The organism is Citrobacter sp. U14242 (assembly GCF_046555775.1).
In the GTDB taxonomy this organism is placed as follows: Bacteria; Pseudomonadota; Gammaproteobacteria; order Enterobacterales; family Enterobacteriaceae; genus Citrobacter.
In genome coordinates, this window is the sequence record NZ_JBKGLW010000003.1 from 248554 (window position 1) to 263558 (window position 15005).

The 15005-nt window shown below is 51.9% G+C and carries 15 protein-coding genes; 8 read left to right on the forward strand and 7 right to left on the reverse strand.

Translation table 11 applies throughout. The features are described 5' to 3' along the window. Positions 1 to 24 precede the first annotated feature (24 nt). Genes panE through ACLJXE_RS06175 form a run of 3 tightly spaced genes read left to right on the forward strand, consistent with a single transcriptional unit; the run spans position 25 to position 2604 of the window. A complete protein-coding gene (gene panE, locus ACLJXE_RS06165) occupies positions 25 to 936 on the forward strand; it encodes a 2-dehydropantoate 2-reductase (protein WP_286628505.1) in 912 nt (303 codons plus the stop codon). After that, positions 899 to 1489 carry a protein deglycase YajL gene (gene yajL / locus ACLJXE_RS06170; RefSeq protein ID WP_410750367.1) on the forward strand — a complete coding sequence of 197 codons (591 nt, stop codon included), beginning with the start codon at positions 899 to 901 and terminating at the stop codon, positions 1487 to 1489. The genes panE and yajL overlap by 38 nt, the downstream gene beginning before the upstream one ends. A 32-nt stretch (positions 1490 to 1521) precedes the next feature. Beyond that, positions 1522 to 2604: a hypothetical protein gene (locus tag ACLJXE_RS06175; RefSeq protein ID WP_410750473.1), complete on the forward strand. Its 1083-nt coding sequence runs from the start codon at positions 1522 to 1524 to the stop codon at positions 2602 to 2604. 85 nt (positions 2605 to 2689) lie between these two features. Here ACLJXE_RS06175 and ACLJXE_RS06180 read toward each other — a convergent pair whose 3' ends face one another. Genes ACLJXE_RS06180 through ACLJXE_RS06190 form a run of 3 tightly spaced genes read right to left on the reverse strand, consistent with a single transcriptional unit; the run spans position 2690 to position 6372 of the window. Beyond that, complete coding sequence (locus ACLJXE_RS06180; RefSeq protein ID WP_410750368.1) at positions 2690 to 3478, reverse strand: dimethyl sulfoxide reductase anchor subunit family protein; 789 nt, start codon at positions 3476 to 3478, stop codon at positions 2690 to 2692. A 9-nt stretch (positions 3479 to 3487) separates the two neighbouring features. Continuing rightward, positions 3488 to 4036, reverse strand: coding sequence for a 4Fe-4S dicluster domain-containing protein (locus ACLJXE_RS06185; RefSeq protein ID WP_410750369.1), 549 nt, complete (start codon positions 4034 to 4036; stop codon positions 3488 to 3490). Further along, a complete protein-coding gene (locus tag ACLJXE_RS06190; RefSeq protein WP_410750370.1) occupies positions 4033 to 6372 on the reverse strand; it encodes a molybdopterin-dependent oxidoreductase in 2340 nt (779 codons plus the stop codon). Before ACLJXE_RS06190 ends, ACLJXE_RS06185 begins: the two co-directional genes overlap by 4 nt. Before the next feature lie 169 nt (positions 6373 to 6541). Between ACLJXE_RS06190 and ACLJXE_RS06195 the strand changes: the two genes are divergently transcribed. Then, positions 6542 to 7228 (forward strand): helix-turn-helix domain-containing protein, encoded by a 687-nt coding sequence (locus ACLJXE_RS06195; RefSeq protein ID WP_410750371.1) that lies wholly within the window; start codon positions 6542 to 6544, stop codon positions 7226 to 7228. A gap of 43 nt (positions 7229 to 7271) precedes the next feature. Here ACLJXE_RS06195 and thiI read toward each other — a convergent pair whose 3' ends face one another. Further along, positions 7272 to 8720, reverse strand: a complete 1449-nt coding sequence (thiI, locus tag ACLJXE_RS06200; protein ID WP_410750372.1) for a tRNA uracil 4-sulfurtransferase ThiI — start codon at positions 8718 to 8720, stop codon at positions 7272 to 7274. A 196-nt stretch (positions 8721 to 8916) separates the two neighbouring features. Between thiI and xseB the strand changes: the two genes are divergently transcribed. Genes xseB through yajO form a run of 4 tightly spaced genes read left to right on the forward strand, consistent with a single transcriptional unit; the run spans position 8917 to position 12977 of the window. Further along, positions 8917 to 9159, forward strand: a complete 243-nt coding sequence (gene xseB, locus ACLJXE_RS06205; protein ID WP_096759458.1) for an exodeoxyribonuclease VII small subunit — start codon at positions 8917 to 8919, stop codon at positions 9157 to 9159. Next, positions 9160 to 10059, forward strand: a complete 900-nt coding sequence (gene ispA / locus ACLJXE_RS06210; RefSeq protein ID WP_410750373.1) for a (2E,6E)-farnesyl diphosphate synthase — start codon at positions 9160 to 9162, stop codon at positions 10057 to 10059. It begins immediately after the preceding gene. A 24-nt stretch (positions 10060 to 10083) separates the two neighbouring features. Continuing rightward, positions 10084 to 11946, forward strand: a complete 1863-nt coding sequence (dxs, locus tag ACLJXE_RS06215) for a 1-deoxy-D-xylulose-5-phosphate synthase (protein WP_410750374.1) — start codon at positions 10084 to 10086, stop codon at positions 11944 to 11946. A gap of 56 nt (positions 11947 to 12002) precedes the next feature. Next, a complete protein-coding gene (gene yajO, locus ACLJXE_RS06220; RefSeq protein WP_410750375.1) occupies positions 12003 to 12977 on the forward strand; it encodes a 1-deoxyxylulose-5-phosphate synthase YajO in 975 nt (324 codons plus the stop codon). A gap of 49 nt (positions 12978 to 13026) precedes the next feature. Here the strand turns inward: yajO and pgpA are convergent, their stop codons facing one another. The 3 genes from pgpA to nusB all read right to left on the reverse strand — a co-directional run bounded on the left by pgpA (position 13027) and on the right by nusB (position 14996). Continuing rightward, the gene (gene pgpA, locus ACLJXE_RS06225) at positions 13027 to 13545 is read right to left on the reverse strand and encodes a phosphatidylglycerophosphatase A (RefSeq protein ID WP_410750376.1); all 519 of its coding nucleotides are present in this window, start codon (positions 13543 to 13545) and stop codon (positions 13027 to 13029) included. Further along, on the reverse strand, positions 13523 to 14500 hold the full coding sequence (thiL, locus tag ACLJXE_RS06230; protein WP_271441090.1) for a thiamine-phosphate kinase: 978 nt from the start codon (positions 14498 to 14500) through the stop codon (positions 13523 to 13525). Before thiL ends, pgpA begins: the two co-directional genes overlap by 23 nt. A gap of 76 nt (positions 14501 to 14576) precedes the next feature. Next, complete coding sequence (nusB, locus tag ACLJXE_RS06235) at positions 14577 to 14996, reverse strand: transcription antitermination factor NusB (protein WP_000801129.1); 420 nt, start codon at positions 14994 to 14996, stop codon at positions 14577 to 14579. Between the last annotated feature and the right edge of the window lie 9 nt (positions 14997 to 15005).

Consider the following 15005-nt stretch of genomic DNA (forward strand, 5'->3'; position numbering starts at 1 on the left):
TGCTGTTGCAGGTGAGGAGGAAGAATGAGAATTACCGTACTGGGATGCGGAGCGTTAGGACAGCTGTGGCTTACAGCGCTGTGCAAACATGGGCATGAGGTGCAAGGGTGGCTACGCGTGCCGCAACCTTATTGCAGCGTAAACCTGATTGACACGGATGGATCCGTTTTTAATGAATCCCTGACGGCAAACGACCCCGATTTTTTGGCGAAAAGCGATCTGCTGCTGGTGACACTAAAAGCCTGGCAGGTTTCTGACGCAGTCAAAAGCCTGGCCGCTATTCTGCCTGAAACCACCCCCATTCTGTTAATTCACAACGGTATGGGGACAATTGAAGAACTGCGTAGCATTCGGCAACCCCTGTTGATGGGTACGACCACTCACGCGGCACGCCGTGATGGGAACGTCATTATTCATGTAGCCCAGGGCACAACACGTATTGGCCCGGCACGTGAACAAGATGGTGATTTCAGCTATCTGGCTGAAATTCTGCAAGATGTCCTGCCCGATGTCGCCTGGCACAACACTATTCGTGCGGAGCTGTGGCGTAAGCTGGCTGTGAACTGTGTCATTAACCCACTCACCGCACTCTGGAACTGTCCCAACGGCGAACTGCGTCAGCATCCAGAAAAAATAGCATTGATATGCGAGGAAGTGGCGGCGGTCATCGAGCGCGAAGGTCACCACACATCAGCGGATGATTTACGTTATTATGTCGAGCAAGTGATTGACAGCACAGCGGAAAATATCTCATCAATGCTGCAGGACATTCGTGCCTTGCGTCATACTGAGATCGACTACATTACCGGTTATTTGTTAAAACGCGCACGTGCGCACGGCATCGCCGTCCCGGAAAATGCCCGCCTGTTTGAAATGGTAAAGCGAAAGGAGAGTGAGTATGAGCGCTCAGGCACTGGTTTGCCTCGCCCCTGGTAGTGAAGAGACCGAAGCGGTCACCACTATCGATCTGCTGGTTCGTGGCGGCATTAAGGTCACGACCGCAAGCGTCGCCAGCGATGGCAACCTGACGATTGTCTGTTCGCGTGGCGTGAAGTTACTGGCTGATGCGCCCCTGGTCGAAGTTGCGGACGGTGATTTCGACATTATCGTGTTGCCTGGTGGCATTAAAGGCGCTGAATGTTTTCGTGACAGCCCGTTGCTTATCGAAACAGTGAAGCAATTCCATCGCTCCAGACGCATTGTCGCCGCGATTTGTGCCGCTGCCGCCACCGTGCTCGTCCCGCACGATATTTTCCCCATCGGTAATATGACCGGTTTCCCCGCGCTGAAAGAGAAGATTCCAGCCGAACAGTGGCAGGACAAGCGCGTCGTATGGGATCCGCGCGTTAACCTGTTAACCAGCCAGGGACCGGGCACCGCCATCGATTTTGGTTTAAAAATCATCGATCTGCTGGTGAGTCGCGAAAAAGCCCATGAGGTGGCATCACAACTGGTGATGGCTGCGGGAATTTATAACTACTACGAGTAAATCTTCAGGCCACTTCCTTACAAGGAAATATGATGAAAGGATATCTGAGCGGAGTGGCTTTACTGCTCCTTTCCGGCTACACCACAGCAACCCAGCTTGAAATAAAGAACATTGAGTACCGCTATCCCAACAGCACTGAGATGCAGTATCGCCTGCCGTGGTTTAGCTCGGCGGATAACCCGACAGTCGCTAAACGCATTAATGATTATATTTTCGCAAGCTTTATCAACCAGCTACCGGGTAATAATCCGCAGGCTACAGTGAATCAGTTTGCGAAATCAGAGAGGAATCCCACCGCAAACCTTGACTACACGGTTGAGTATCGCGACGCCAAGGTTCTGACCCTGAATATGTTTGTCGAAGGCTGCGGGGCGTATTGCGAGTCGTACAATGTACCGCTGAGCTTCGATTTAGCCAACGGCGCCGCTATTACCCTTAACGATCTGTTTTCCCGCGCCACGATGGCCGAATTAAACACCCGCATCAGAAAAGATATCCGTGGCCAAATCGATGCCTTCGTTGCGGCGCATAAATCACAGACGCCCGAGCAAATAAAAGAAGAAAAAGGTGAGGATTTTGACTATGCCGATTTCTACGCTTCATGCGCTACCTACACTGATGGGTTGTACTACATCGACAAATTCTCCCTGCAAAAAGGCCACCTGGCTTTTCTGAACGGACGCTGTAGCAACCACGCCAGTCGTGCGCTCGACGATCTGGGCGATTTCACCACGAAAGTACCGACCGCAGAACTGCATAATCAGTTCACGCCGTACGGCCAGTATTTGACTACCGCAAAGAGTACAACACCGGTTGAGCCAGCGCCCAGTATTGACGGCAAGGTGATGTACGGCACGCTGGGAAAAAGCATGCGTATTGTGCTGAAGGTGGACTGCAAATACGGTGATTTTTTTGAAGGGGCTTACTTTTACCAGAAATTTTGCGCACCGATTGAATTAACCGGCAAGTGCGACGTTGAAAACAATCAACATTATGAACTGAAGACATCTGCCGCTGAACAAACGCAAGAGAAGATAACGCTGGATTTAAAAGACGGGGTTTATCAGGGCGTCTGGGAATCGAACGGGAAAACGCTCCCCGTGCGTTTTGAATAATATCGTTATATTACCGGATGGCGGCAGAGTTCTTCGCCATCCGGCGTGCAACACACCGGGTTTGAAGAGGGAAAAGTATACCCACTTAGAACCATGGCGCTCCGCTCATGACATTACTGTAAAACAGCATCCTTCCCGCCAGTTCGCCAGTCAAAATAACAGCCCCCCAAGCGTAAGCGCTCCCCCCAACATTCCGACGAGAAATGCACCATACCGCAACGCCAATACTGGCAAATAGCTGCCACCAGAACAGAGGACTTGAGGCATCAGCTCCTGGAACCTGAAAGCGAATCCACAACGCACCAGCGGTTAACAGAATTCCGATGATGACCCCAGCTTTGCATAAGGTCGACGATGAGTTGTGCCAGTAACCAAACGCCGCGGCCACACTTATAAAACCGAGCAAAATAGCCGTTGCCAAAAAGCCGACCGGTGTGGCAATCGAAGACCAGAGCGGATGCAGCGTCATCTGATAATAAACCTGAGAAGTCACCAAAATTGACGCCAGCCCAATAAGCGCCGTCATCCCCCCCAGAGGGTTAACAGCCCAATGCTGAGGCTTAAACCAACATAACCCCATCCAACAAAATATCATTGTATTCAGCGCAATAAACATAACCACTTCCCTGCTAAGCCAGGATATTCCCAACCCTGCCAGTGCACGGTATGCTCCGGTGGGCGTTCCCAGATGCGCCAGAGATGCTAATGACCCCAACACCGTGATGCTCCAAAAAAGCAATGCCAACATACGATACTGGTTTGCACTGAATTTCGTTGTACTGAAACTCTGACACAGCGTAAGCGCCAATACCCCGCCAACCCCCCATTGCGCAAAGACCGTGAAAAAAACGAGTGGTAGTTCATAATGTTCCATTTTTTCACCTCAGTCCTGTGCCGGAATAATCACAATATTGGGCTTACTGATGTTATGGTCAGGTAGGTTGTAGCGTTTTTCCAACACAGCCCATTGAGTAGTGTATTCTTTGCGTAGCGTCGCTATATCACCAAAACGTAATACTCCCGCAGGGCAAGACTCGACACAACGCGGCTGCAATCCCTCATCTAATCTTTCTGCACACAGATTGCATTTGCTGGTTTTTCCCTCATTAGGATCATAAACCGGCGCACTCCAGGGACAGGCCATTATGCACATTCGACACCCGATACATCGTTCGTGGTCCTGCACAACAATACCGTCCGCCCGTTTAGTGTACGTTCCTGCCGGGCACACTTTCATACACTGAGGGTCGTCGCAGTGGTTACATGACATGCTAATAAACGCCTGGGTGTTGGGCTCATCCGTACGACATTCGCGAACCCGACGCCATAGCACCCCGAGCGGCGTCATATTTTCCGATTTGCAGGCCATGCTGCAGGTCTTGCAGCCATAACAGTTTTGCATATCAATAAGAAATCCATACTGTTTTATCATGATTGAGCCTCCCTTCTGACATCAACCAGCGTACTGTTACAGCAGTGACCATTTCCCAGCAATTCCACCTGATCGTTGGTAACATGACTACTGCTTCCGCCCTGCTGTTCCCACCAGCCGTTATCCAGACTGACAACGCCTCGTTTAATATGCGTTGTAACATCAGCAATGGCGCGGTGTTCCCCACGATGATTGAAGACGACAACCCATTCTCCTGCTTGTATCTGGCGATGTTGGGCATCTTCCGGGTGAATCATAACGTTCGGGCGGTTGCGCTGAACTTCAAGGATCCACTCATTCATGCCGTGGCTGGAATGCACACTGCGCGCCAGCTTTCGCTGTACCGCCATAAGGGGATACTTATGGGCAAGTTCAGGCGAACCTTTCACCGATTCCGTCACCTGTTTCCAGGTCACCACAGGCATAAATTTCTTTTTCGCCCACTCTTCTATATAAAAATGTGCTTTGCCAGTCGACGTGCGGAACTGACCATCTTTAAACGGGATCCAGTCCTCTTCAACAGGGCACACAGGCCCTTTTTTCAACATTTCACGGGTAATACCCGAACCTTTAAGACAAGTATCGATGTAGTGCTCAATGGGCTGGTTAAAGACGTCGCCAAAGCCAAAGCGCTCGGCCAGGCGGGCAAAAATCCAGTAATCGGGTTTTGCTTCTCCCGGCGGTTCCACCGCTTTTTCCATCAACTGAACATAATGGCTGCGCACGCCCGCCATCAGGCTGATGTCCTCAAAAATCGTCGTGACAGGCAGCACCAGGTCGGCATACAACGCGGATGAACTCATCAGGTTGTCCGCAACCACAACAAACGGAACTTTTTTAAATGCTTCTCTGACCTGGTTAGTATTAGGAAGCTGCGTCATCGCGCCCAGCGTCATATTCCACCAGAACTTAACAGGATGAGGCTTTTCGTTAACAAGCCAGTCGCCAATTTTAGAAATGGGAATGGAGGGAATTTTTTCCGCATGAGGTGCAGGTGGAATAATCGGTGAAAATTTAGCCATCTGCCGGACACCTCCAGCATCACAGACACCCGCTCCACGTTTTCCGATGTTGCCGGTAATCAGTGCCAGATAAAACTGGCTTGCGGCCACGTACGTTCCAAACTCGGTTCTCTGTGCACCGGACATATTCTGAACAATCATGGCAGGCTGTGTGGAAGCGTAATCGCGCGCCAGACGTAACACGGTCTGTGCAGGAACATCGGTTTCTTCCTCAACCTTCTGCGCCGACCAGGGTTTGGCCTGCGCCCAAACGGTATCCAGCACAGTCATAAAGTGACAATCAACGGGTAGTTCATCGCTCAGTAACGCAGGGATTACACCAGGCTCATCATGTCGTTTCAGCGTCTGAGTTCGCGTATCAAAAACCAGGTAGCTGTCAATATCCAGGGGATCTGCACGCATCAGTTGCTGCTGGTCATCAACCAGGTAGACGGCTCCTGTATGTGCTCGCAAAAAATCAGCGTCATAACGTTTTTCTTCCATAATGATGTTGATCATTCCCAGCGCCAATGCGATATCCGTACCGGGCACGATAGGAACCCATTCATCTGCTTTGGCTGCTGTTTCGTTAAAGCGAGGATCGATAACGACTATCCGCGCTCCGTTACGCTGTGCCTGTGAATAATATTTGAAGTACGCGTGCATAGTGACAGCAGGGTTATTTCCCCAGCACAGGATATATCGACTATCGGCTATCGTATCCCGGGTATCCGCGTACCTTAATCCCACCATTGGCATCATGGCGGCAGTTACCGCCGCACAGCATAACGATCCAGCGTGTTTCGTTGCTCCACCGAGATAATCAAAAAAAGCCTTACCCATATCATTTTTAATAGAATCCATATTTCCGGATGCTGCGGTAAGGAACAGGCCTTTATTACCGTCAGTTGCGATAGTTTCTCTGATTTTTTTCTCAATCAAATCCAGCGCGGCGTCCCAACTGATCGGCTTAAACTTACCTTCTCCTTTTTCTCCTGTACGGAGCAGAGGTTGCGTTAAACGCAAAGGGTGGTAGACCCATTTCGTTCGGCTAATCCCTCGTAAACAACACTTCACATTGAAATCTTTCGTCGCTTCAATTTTCATTAAGCGATCTTTCCAGACATAGGCTGTGAGATTGCAGTGCAAACACTCCATCGCACAAGTAGAACGAAACGTCTGGTAATCCGCTTGCTTTAGACGAAATCGGGGCAGCGGCGAGCCATTGGCCTGTCGTAACGTTAAAAAAACGCCCCCCAGAGAAGACAATCCCACCACGCCCAGCCCTTTTAGCAAGGTTCTTCTTTTTAAACGTATCTTATTTAATGTTTCCATAATTGCCCCTCACAAAGTTCATCATCAGTGAACCAAAGGACATCATTAGTTAACTTGCGATGTATCAAGTTCTAATCATTTAGGAGTAGCGTTGTTTTTTAAATTGCGAGGGCAGTAATGATTTAAAGCACAGTGATATAATTGGGAGGATCTTAAATAGAGAAAAAATATGACTGAGACATCTCAAGGGGTAAATTCGGTTGATATCGCCGTCGGCATTCTGACTTTTGTTGCGCGTTACGACGGCCAGGCAAGAGCTATCGATATCGCTAATGGATGCAATCTGTCCAAAAGCCGCCTGCATAAGTATCTGATTTCATTGTGTAGAACGGGGATGTTGTGCCAGAATGAGAAAGGAATTTACTCACTGGGGGCAACTCTTCATCAGTTGTCCGGAAACGGCTCAGGCGAAAGCGATCCGATCAGTAAACTCAATGACGTCCTCACCGCTTTTCGCGATAAGTTTAACTATTCTACGGGGGTGGTTGTCAGCACTGGCGAAGGACTCGTACTGAAGCACTATAACCGCAGCTTTCGTAATGTTGATATTGATTTCCTCCCCAACACCCCTGTACCGCTTCATCACAGCGCTGCCGGGCAGATTTTTATGAGCTTTACAGACCATCCGCAAGATGATCAGCATGCTTCCCAGATTGCTCAAATCCGGCTGCAGGGTTTTGCTGTGCGTTATCAACCTACCCACGGCATTCCAGGGGCGCAGTCTATTGCCTGCCCACTGCTGGATAATAAAGAGAAGTTGATTGCAATTGCTGTGACGATGGGTTTTTTTAGTACAGAAGACATTCCAAAGATTGCGGTACAACTTATGAACACTGTGGGTTCGCTTAGCCGATAGACTTATGTTGCCCCGGCACCTAAAGCCAGGGCAACAAAAGGGACTACGGACGATACACCTTCACGTTTTCAAAGCCCTGTTCGCGCAGATAAAGCGCCTGCAGACGGCTCATCACCCCGCGTTCACACCACAGCAGCCAGGTTTTATTCTGGTCCAGATCGCCGAATTTAGTGCTCAACTTGTAGAACGGCAGAGAAACCACGTCCACACCTTCCACCTTCAGCGGTTTGTCATCCTGTTCATCGACAGAGCGAATATCCAGAATCACATCGTTCGGGCCAAAGCCGCTCACGGTTTCGATTTCCACCACGGTCTGCTGTGTCTGTTGGGCGATGTCGCGAATGTCAATATTGTTCGCTTCTTCAACCACTTTATCGAGGATCGAGAAATCGAAGTTTTGTTCTTCGGCCTCAATCTTCGCTTTAATCGCTTTCACCGTCGGGCTTTTTGAAATCACCCCGCAGTATTCCGGCATGGTACGGGCAAAGTCTTCAGTACCGATTTCACGCGCCAGATTAATGATGTGCTCTTTGTCGTGCGAGATCAGCGGGCGCAGGATCAGAGTATCAGAAACGTTATCGATCAAACGCAGGTTGGTCAGTGTCTGGCTGGAGACCTGGCCCAGCGCTTCACCGGTTACCAGCGCCTGTACGCCATAGCGCTCAGCGACTTTAGACGCCGCGCGGACCATCATGCGCTTAAGGACCACGCCCATCTGCCCGTCGTCGACTTTTTCCAGGATCTCACCGACTACCGGCTCAAAGTTGATAGCAACAAAGCGTACGCGATGTGAGCTACCAAAGCGGTTCCACAGATAATGCGCCACCTGGCGAACGCCGATTTCATGCGCAGCGCCGCCGAGGTTAAAGAAACAGTAATGTACGCGGCAACCACGACGCATCAGCATGTAGCTGGACACACCTGAGTCAAAACCACCAGAAATCAGCGACAGAACGTCTTCTTGTGTACCAATCGGGAAACCGCCGATACCTTCATAGCGGCCTTTTACCAGCAGCAGACGGTCATTTTCGATTTCAAGATTGACGGTCACATCCGGCTTCGTCAGCTTCACGCGTGCAGATTCAATATGCTGATTCAGTCCACCGCCAACATAACGTTCCACTTCAATGGAGCTAAATTCATGCTTACCGCGGCGCTTGACGCGCACACAGAAGGTTTTTCCTTCCAGTTGATCGCGGTATTGCACCAGTGCTTTCTCGAAAATGTCGTGCATATCGGTAAACGGCACGTCTTCTACTTCGAGAATATGGTGGATCCCCGGAATACGGGTCAGCGCGTCGCGAATATCCAGACGCTGGGTTTCATCTTTGGCGCGAACCTCAACGTGATCCCAGTGGCGGACAACGGCAAGGTCTTCATCGTAGTGCTTTAAAACGTTACGAATGTTCCCTGTCAGAATTTTTATAAAGCGCAAACGCACAGATTGGCTTTTGATGGTGATTTCTGGGAACAATTTAATGATAAACTTCATGGCGGCAATGGTTCTTAGGCAAGTCTGAACGACTTGTAATGGAAAAAAATACAGCAGCCCATACCCGCGACTGCATCCAGGCGCGCAAGTATATCACCATCACACGGCTACTGTGCACATTGCGCGTTATTTGCTTATCAGTGCGAGTCCGTTACCATAGTCTTGTGCTGCCAATACAGAGAGTCAGACATTCATTATGCCGAAGAAAAATGAAGCGCCCGCCAGTTTTGAAACAGCGCTGAGCGAGCTGGAACAGATTGTTACCCGTCTGGAAAGTGGCGACCTGCCGCTGGAAGAAGCGTTGAACGAATTCGAACGTGGCGTACAGCTTGCACGTCAGGGACAGGTTAAATTGCAGCAGGCTGAACAGCGCGTGCAAATCCTGCTGTCAGAAACTGAAGACGCCGCCCTCACGCCTTTTACACCGGATAATGAGTAAATGGATTTTACGCAGCAGCTACAGGCTTGCGTTGAGCAGGCCAACCAGGCACTGAGCCGTTTTATCGCGCCATTGCCCTTTCAGAACACTCCCGTGGTTGAGACCATGCAATATGGCGCATTATTAGGCGGTAAGCGTCTGCGCCCGTTTTTGGTTTATGCTACCGGTCAGATGTTTGGTGTGAGTCTGAGTACGCTTGATGCCCCCGCCGCAGCGGTTGAGTGTATCCATGCCTATTCGCTGATGCACGACGATTTACCCGCGATGGACGACGACGATCTGCGTCGCGGCCTGCCAACTTGCCACGTCAAGTTTGGCGAGGCGAATGCGATTCTGGCCGGTGATGCACTGCAAACGCTGGCATTCTCTATTATCAGCGACGCCCCGATGCCAGAAGTCACCGACCGTGACCGCATCGCCATGATATCTGAACTGGCTCAGGCCAGCGGTATCGCCGGTATGTGTGGCGGTCAGGCGCTGGATCTGGCAGCAGAAGGTCAGCAGGTAGAACTGGCGGCGCTGGAGCGAATTCACCGCCATAAAACCGGCGCATTGATTCGCGCTGCCGTTCGTCTGGGTGCGTTAAGTGCCGGCGATAAAGGGCGAAACGTCCTGCCGATACTCGACAAATACGCCGAAAGTATCGGTCTGGCCTTCCAGGTTCAGGATGACATACTGGATGTGGTAGGCGATACTGCAACATTGGGTAAACGTCAGGGTGCCGACCAGCAGCTTGGCAAAAGTACCTATCCTGCACTTCTGGGTCTTGAGCAAGCCCGGAATAAAGCCCGGGATTTAATTGAGGATGCCCGCCAGTCGTTAAGTTTGCTGGCCGCACAATCTCTCGATACCTCGGCACTGGAAGCGCTAGCGGACTACATAATCCAGCGTGATAAATAAACCAACATATCCCATGAGCTTGCGATGAGTTTTGATATAGCCAAATACCCGACCCTGGCGCTGGTCGACTCCACTCCGGAGTTACGCCTGCTGCCAAAAGAGAGCCTGCCAAAGCTTTGCGACGAACTGCGCCGCTATTTACTCGACAGCGTGAGCCGTTCCAGCGGGCATTTCGCCTCTGGTCTGGGCACGGTGGAGCTCACCGTCGCGCTGCACTACGTCTACAATACCCCGTTTGACCAGTTAATCTGGGATGTGGGACATCAGGCTTATCCGCACAAAATCCTGACTGGCCGCCGCGATAAGATTGGCACAATTCGCCAGAAAGGTGGCCTGCATCCGTTCCCGTGGCGCGGCGAGAGTGAGTATGACGTACTGAGCGTTGGACACTCCTCGACCTCCATCAGCGCAGGCATCGGCATTGCAGTTGCAGCCGAGAAAGAAGGTAAAGAGCGCCGTACCGTCTGCGTGATTGGCGACGGTGCTATCACCGCCGGGATGGCGTTTGAAGCGATGAACCATGCGGGCGATATTAAGCCTGACATGCTGGTTATCCTCAACGACAATGAAATGTCGATTTCGGAAAACGTCGGTGCGCTGAATAACCACCTGGCACAATTGCTCTCTGGAAAACTCTATTCGTCGCTGCGCGAAGGCGGGAAGAAAGTCTTTTCCGGCGTACCGCCGATTAAAGAACTGCTCAAACGTACCGAAGAACACATTAAAGGCATGGTCGTGCCGGGCACGCTGTTTGAAGAACTGGGTTTTAACTACATCGGCCCGGTAGACGGTCACGACGTGCTGGGACTTATCACCACGCTTAAGAACATGCGCGATCTGAAAGGCCCACAATTCCTGCACATCATGACCAAGAAAGGTCGTGGCTACGAGCCGGCAGAAAAAGATCCGATCACCTTCCACGCAGTGCCAAAATTCGATCCGTCCAGCGGATGTCTACCGAAAAGCAGCGGCGGTCTGCCAAGCTATTCAAAAATCTTCGGTGACTGGCTGTGTGAAACCGCAGCAAAAGACAACAAGCTGATGGCGATTACCCCGGCAATGCGTGAAGGCTCCGGTATGGTGGAGTTTTCCCGTAAATTCCCGGATCGCTACTTCGACGTGGCCATTGCCGAGCAGCATGCAGTAACCTTTGCTGCAGGTCTGGCTATTGGTGGTTATAAACCCATCGTCGCTATCTATTCCACGTTCCTGCAACGCGCCTACGATCAGGTGCTGCACGATGTTGCCATTCAGAAACTGCCGGTACTGTTCGCCGTTGACAGGGCTGGGATCGTGGGTGCAGATGGGCAAACCCACCAGGGTGCGTTCGATCTTTCTTTCCTGCGCTGCATCCCGGAAATGGTCATTATGACCCCGAGCGATGAAAACGAATGCCGCCAGATGCTGTTTACCGGCTATCACTACAACAATGGCCCAACGGTCGTGCGTTATCCACGCGGTACTGCCGTAGGTGTAGAGCTGACACCGCTGGAGCAATTGCCTGTCGGTAAAGGTATCGTCAAGCGTCACGGCGAGAAACTGGCGATTTTGAACTTTGGTACGCTGATGCCGGAAGCGGCTCAGGTCGCGGAATCGCTGAACGCCACACTGGTCGATATGCGCTTCGTGAAACCGCTGGATGAAGCACTGATCCTGGAAATGGCAGCACAGCATGACGTGCTGGTAACGATTGAAGAAAACGCCATTATGGGCGGCGCAGGTAGCGGTGTAAACGAAGTGCTGATGGCGCGTCGTAAGCCGGTTCCGGTGCTGAACATCGGCCTGCCTGACTTCTTCATTCCTCAGGGAACTCAGGACGAGGCTCGCGCCGAACTGGGCCTGAATGCAGCCGGAATTGAGGCCAAAATCAAGGCCTGGCTGGCATAATCCCCCCCTCGCTCCTGCTATGCTTAATGAATAACATGCTAAGCAGGAGCGAATTTATGCAATACAACACCTTAGGAAAAACAGACCTTCGGGTCTCCCGCCTTTGCCTGGGCTGCATGACGTTTGGCGAACCCAACCGCGGCAATCACGCGTGGACGCTACCGGAAGAAAGTAGCCGCCCGATTATCAAACATGCCCTTGAGGGTGGTATTAACTTTTTCGATACCGCAAACAGTTACTCCGCAGGCAGCAGTGAGGAAATTGTCGGCCGTGCGCTGCGCGATTTCGCACGTCGTGACGACGTTGTAGTAGCCACCAAAGTTTTTCACCGTGTTGACGACCTGCCGGAAGGATTATCCCGTGCGCAAATTCTGCGTTCTATTGATGACAGTCTGAAGCGTCTTGGTATGGACTATGTCGATATCCTGCAAATTCACCGCTGGGATTACAACACGCCGATTGAAGAAACGCTGGAAGCGCTTAATGACGTCGTGAAAGCCGGAAAAGCGCGCTACATCGGCGCATCATCCATGCACGCTTCGCAGTTTGCAGAGGCGCTGGCCCTGCAGAAGCAACACGGCTGGGCGCAGTTCGTCAGCATGCAGGATCACTACAACCTGATCTATCGCGAAGAAGAACGCGAAATGCTGCCGCTTTGCTCTCAGGAAGGCGTGGCGGTGATCCCATGGAGTCCGCTGGCGCGTGGTCGCCTGACACGTCCCTGGGGGGAAACGACTGCACGTCTGGTATCCGATGAAGTCGGTAAAAATTTGTACAACGAGAGCGATGAAAACGACGCGCAAATTGCTGCACGATTGACTGGCGTCAGTGAAGAACTGGGCGCGACACGAGCGCAGGTCGCTCTGGCATGGCTGTTAAGCAAACCCGGCGTCGCCGCACCGATTATCGGCACATCGCGCAAGGAACAGCTTGATGAGTTGCTCAATGCGGTGGATTTAACACTCAAGCCGGAGCAGATTGCTGAGCTGGAAACACCGTACAAACAGCATCCGGTAGTGGGATTTAAATAAGTCCCGGTTGGCCGGATAAGGCGATTACGCCACCATCCGGCAAACCCATTTAAATGATCCCTATCGGCCAGTGATGGCCGATAAAATACAGGATCCCGGCAGAAAGTATCCCGGCCACAATATCGTCGATCATGATCCCCGTGCCGCCATGTACGTTACGATCGAACCAGCGAATCGGCCAGGGTTTCCACATATCCAGAATACGGAAAATCACAAATCCAGCGGCAACCCACTGCCAGTCGTTGGTCGGCAGCGCCATCAGGGTTATCCACATTCCGACAAACTCGTCCCAGACAATGCTTCCGTGATCGTGCACGCCCATATCTTTTGCCGTTTGATGGCACAGATAGACGCCGATACAGATCGACAGCATGACCGCCAGTGAATAGAGTTGCCACGGCAGAAATGTCATTAAATACCAAAATGGGATCGCCGCCAGCGATCCCATGGTGCCCGGTACAATCGGGCTCAATCCGCTGCCAAATCCGGTAGCCAGCAGGTGCCACGGATTGCGCATGCTCAAACGGCTTTTTGCGACATCTTTTTTAAGGCGCGGCAAAATGGTCATATCCTTTCCAGTCAAACGTGACGGGTTTTCCATCACGCGTAAAATGAATGCCTTCCACATCCGCGCTCATCTGCCCAATGCAGGTAAACGGTGTGCCGAGATGTCCCAGCGCGACGTCCAGCGCCCCACGATTCATTTCCGGTACGGTAAAGCATAACTCATAATCTTCACCGCCCGAGAGCGCCCAACGCAACGCCTGTTCAGGCTCGACGTGTTGGGTAAACGCTGTGGAATATGGCAGCGCATCGACGTTAATCCGTGCGCCGCAGCCACTGGCATTAACGATATGCCCCAAATCTGAAATCAGACCGTCCGAAAGATCGATAGCGGCGCTCGCCAGGTCGCGCAGAGCTTGCCCTTGTAAAATTCGCGGCGTGGGACGCAGGTGGCGCTTGAGCAGATAGTCAGCATCTTGTGCATCGGCAACCTGCAACCGCTGCTGCAAAATTGCCAACCCGGCGGCACTGTCGCCCGGCGTACCGGTAACGTAAATCCAGTCGCCCGGCTTCGCACCGGAGCGTTTTAAGGCCCGTCCAACCGGGACGTAGCCATGAATACCCAGCGTCATCGACAACGGCCCACGTGTGGTGTCACCGCCAATCAGCTGCATATCATAGTAATTCAGGAGTTCAAACAGGCCATCACTGAACGCTTCAAGCCAGGCTTCATCGACATCAGGCAATGTAATGGCCAGCGTCAGCCATGCAGGATCGGCCCCCATTGCCGCCAGATCGCTCAAGTTCACCGCCAGCGCTTTCCAGGCCAGATCTGTGGGATCGATATCGGGGAGAAAGTGGTTGCCTGCCACCAGCGTATCGGTGCTGATCGCCAGCGTCTGTTTTTCAGGGATGTTCAGAAGTGCGCAATCGTCGCCAATACCGGTTTCGACATCAAGACGAGAGCTTCTTACGCGGTCAAAATAACGGGCAATCAGGGAAAACTCGCCACATGCCATACGTTATGCCTCAGCAGGAAAAAAGAAAAAGCCGGGGACAGTGGAAACAGGTTCCACCATCCAGCCGGCCTCGGGATCACTTTTTGTTGGGGCGAATCACAGGTGCTGCTTTATCCAGTACGCCGTTGACGAATTTGTGGCTATCTTCAGCGCCGAAGGTTTTCGCCAGTTCAATCGCTTCGTTAATGGCCACTTTATACGGCACATCACTACGCTTTGACAGTTCAAACAGCGCAATACGCAGCACGGCTTTTTCTACCTGACCCAACTCTTCCAACAGGCGAGACAGGTAAGGCTTCATTAGTCCATCCAGGTACGCGCTGTTAGTCGCCACCCCGGACAGCAGTTCACGGAAATACAGAACGTCGACATCTTTTACGTCCTGTTCCGCCAGGAACTGGTATTCAACATCAGCGATGTCGTTCTGGGACAACTGCCAGGAGTAGAGCGCCTGGACGGCACACTCACGGGCGCGGCGACGAGCAGCAGGTTTCACGGATTTCCC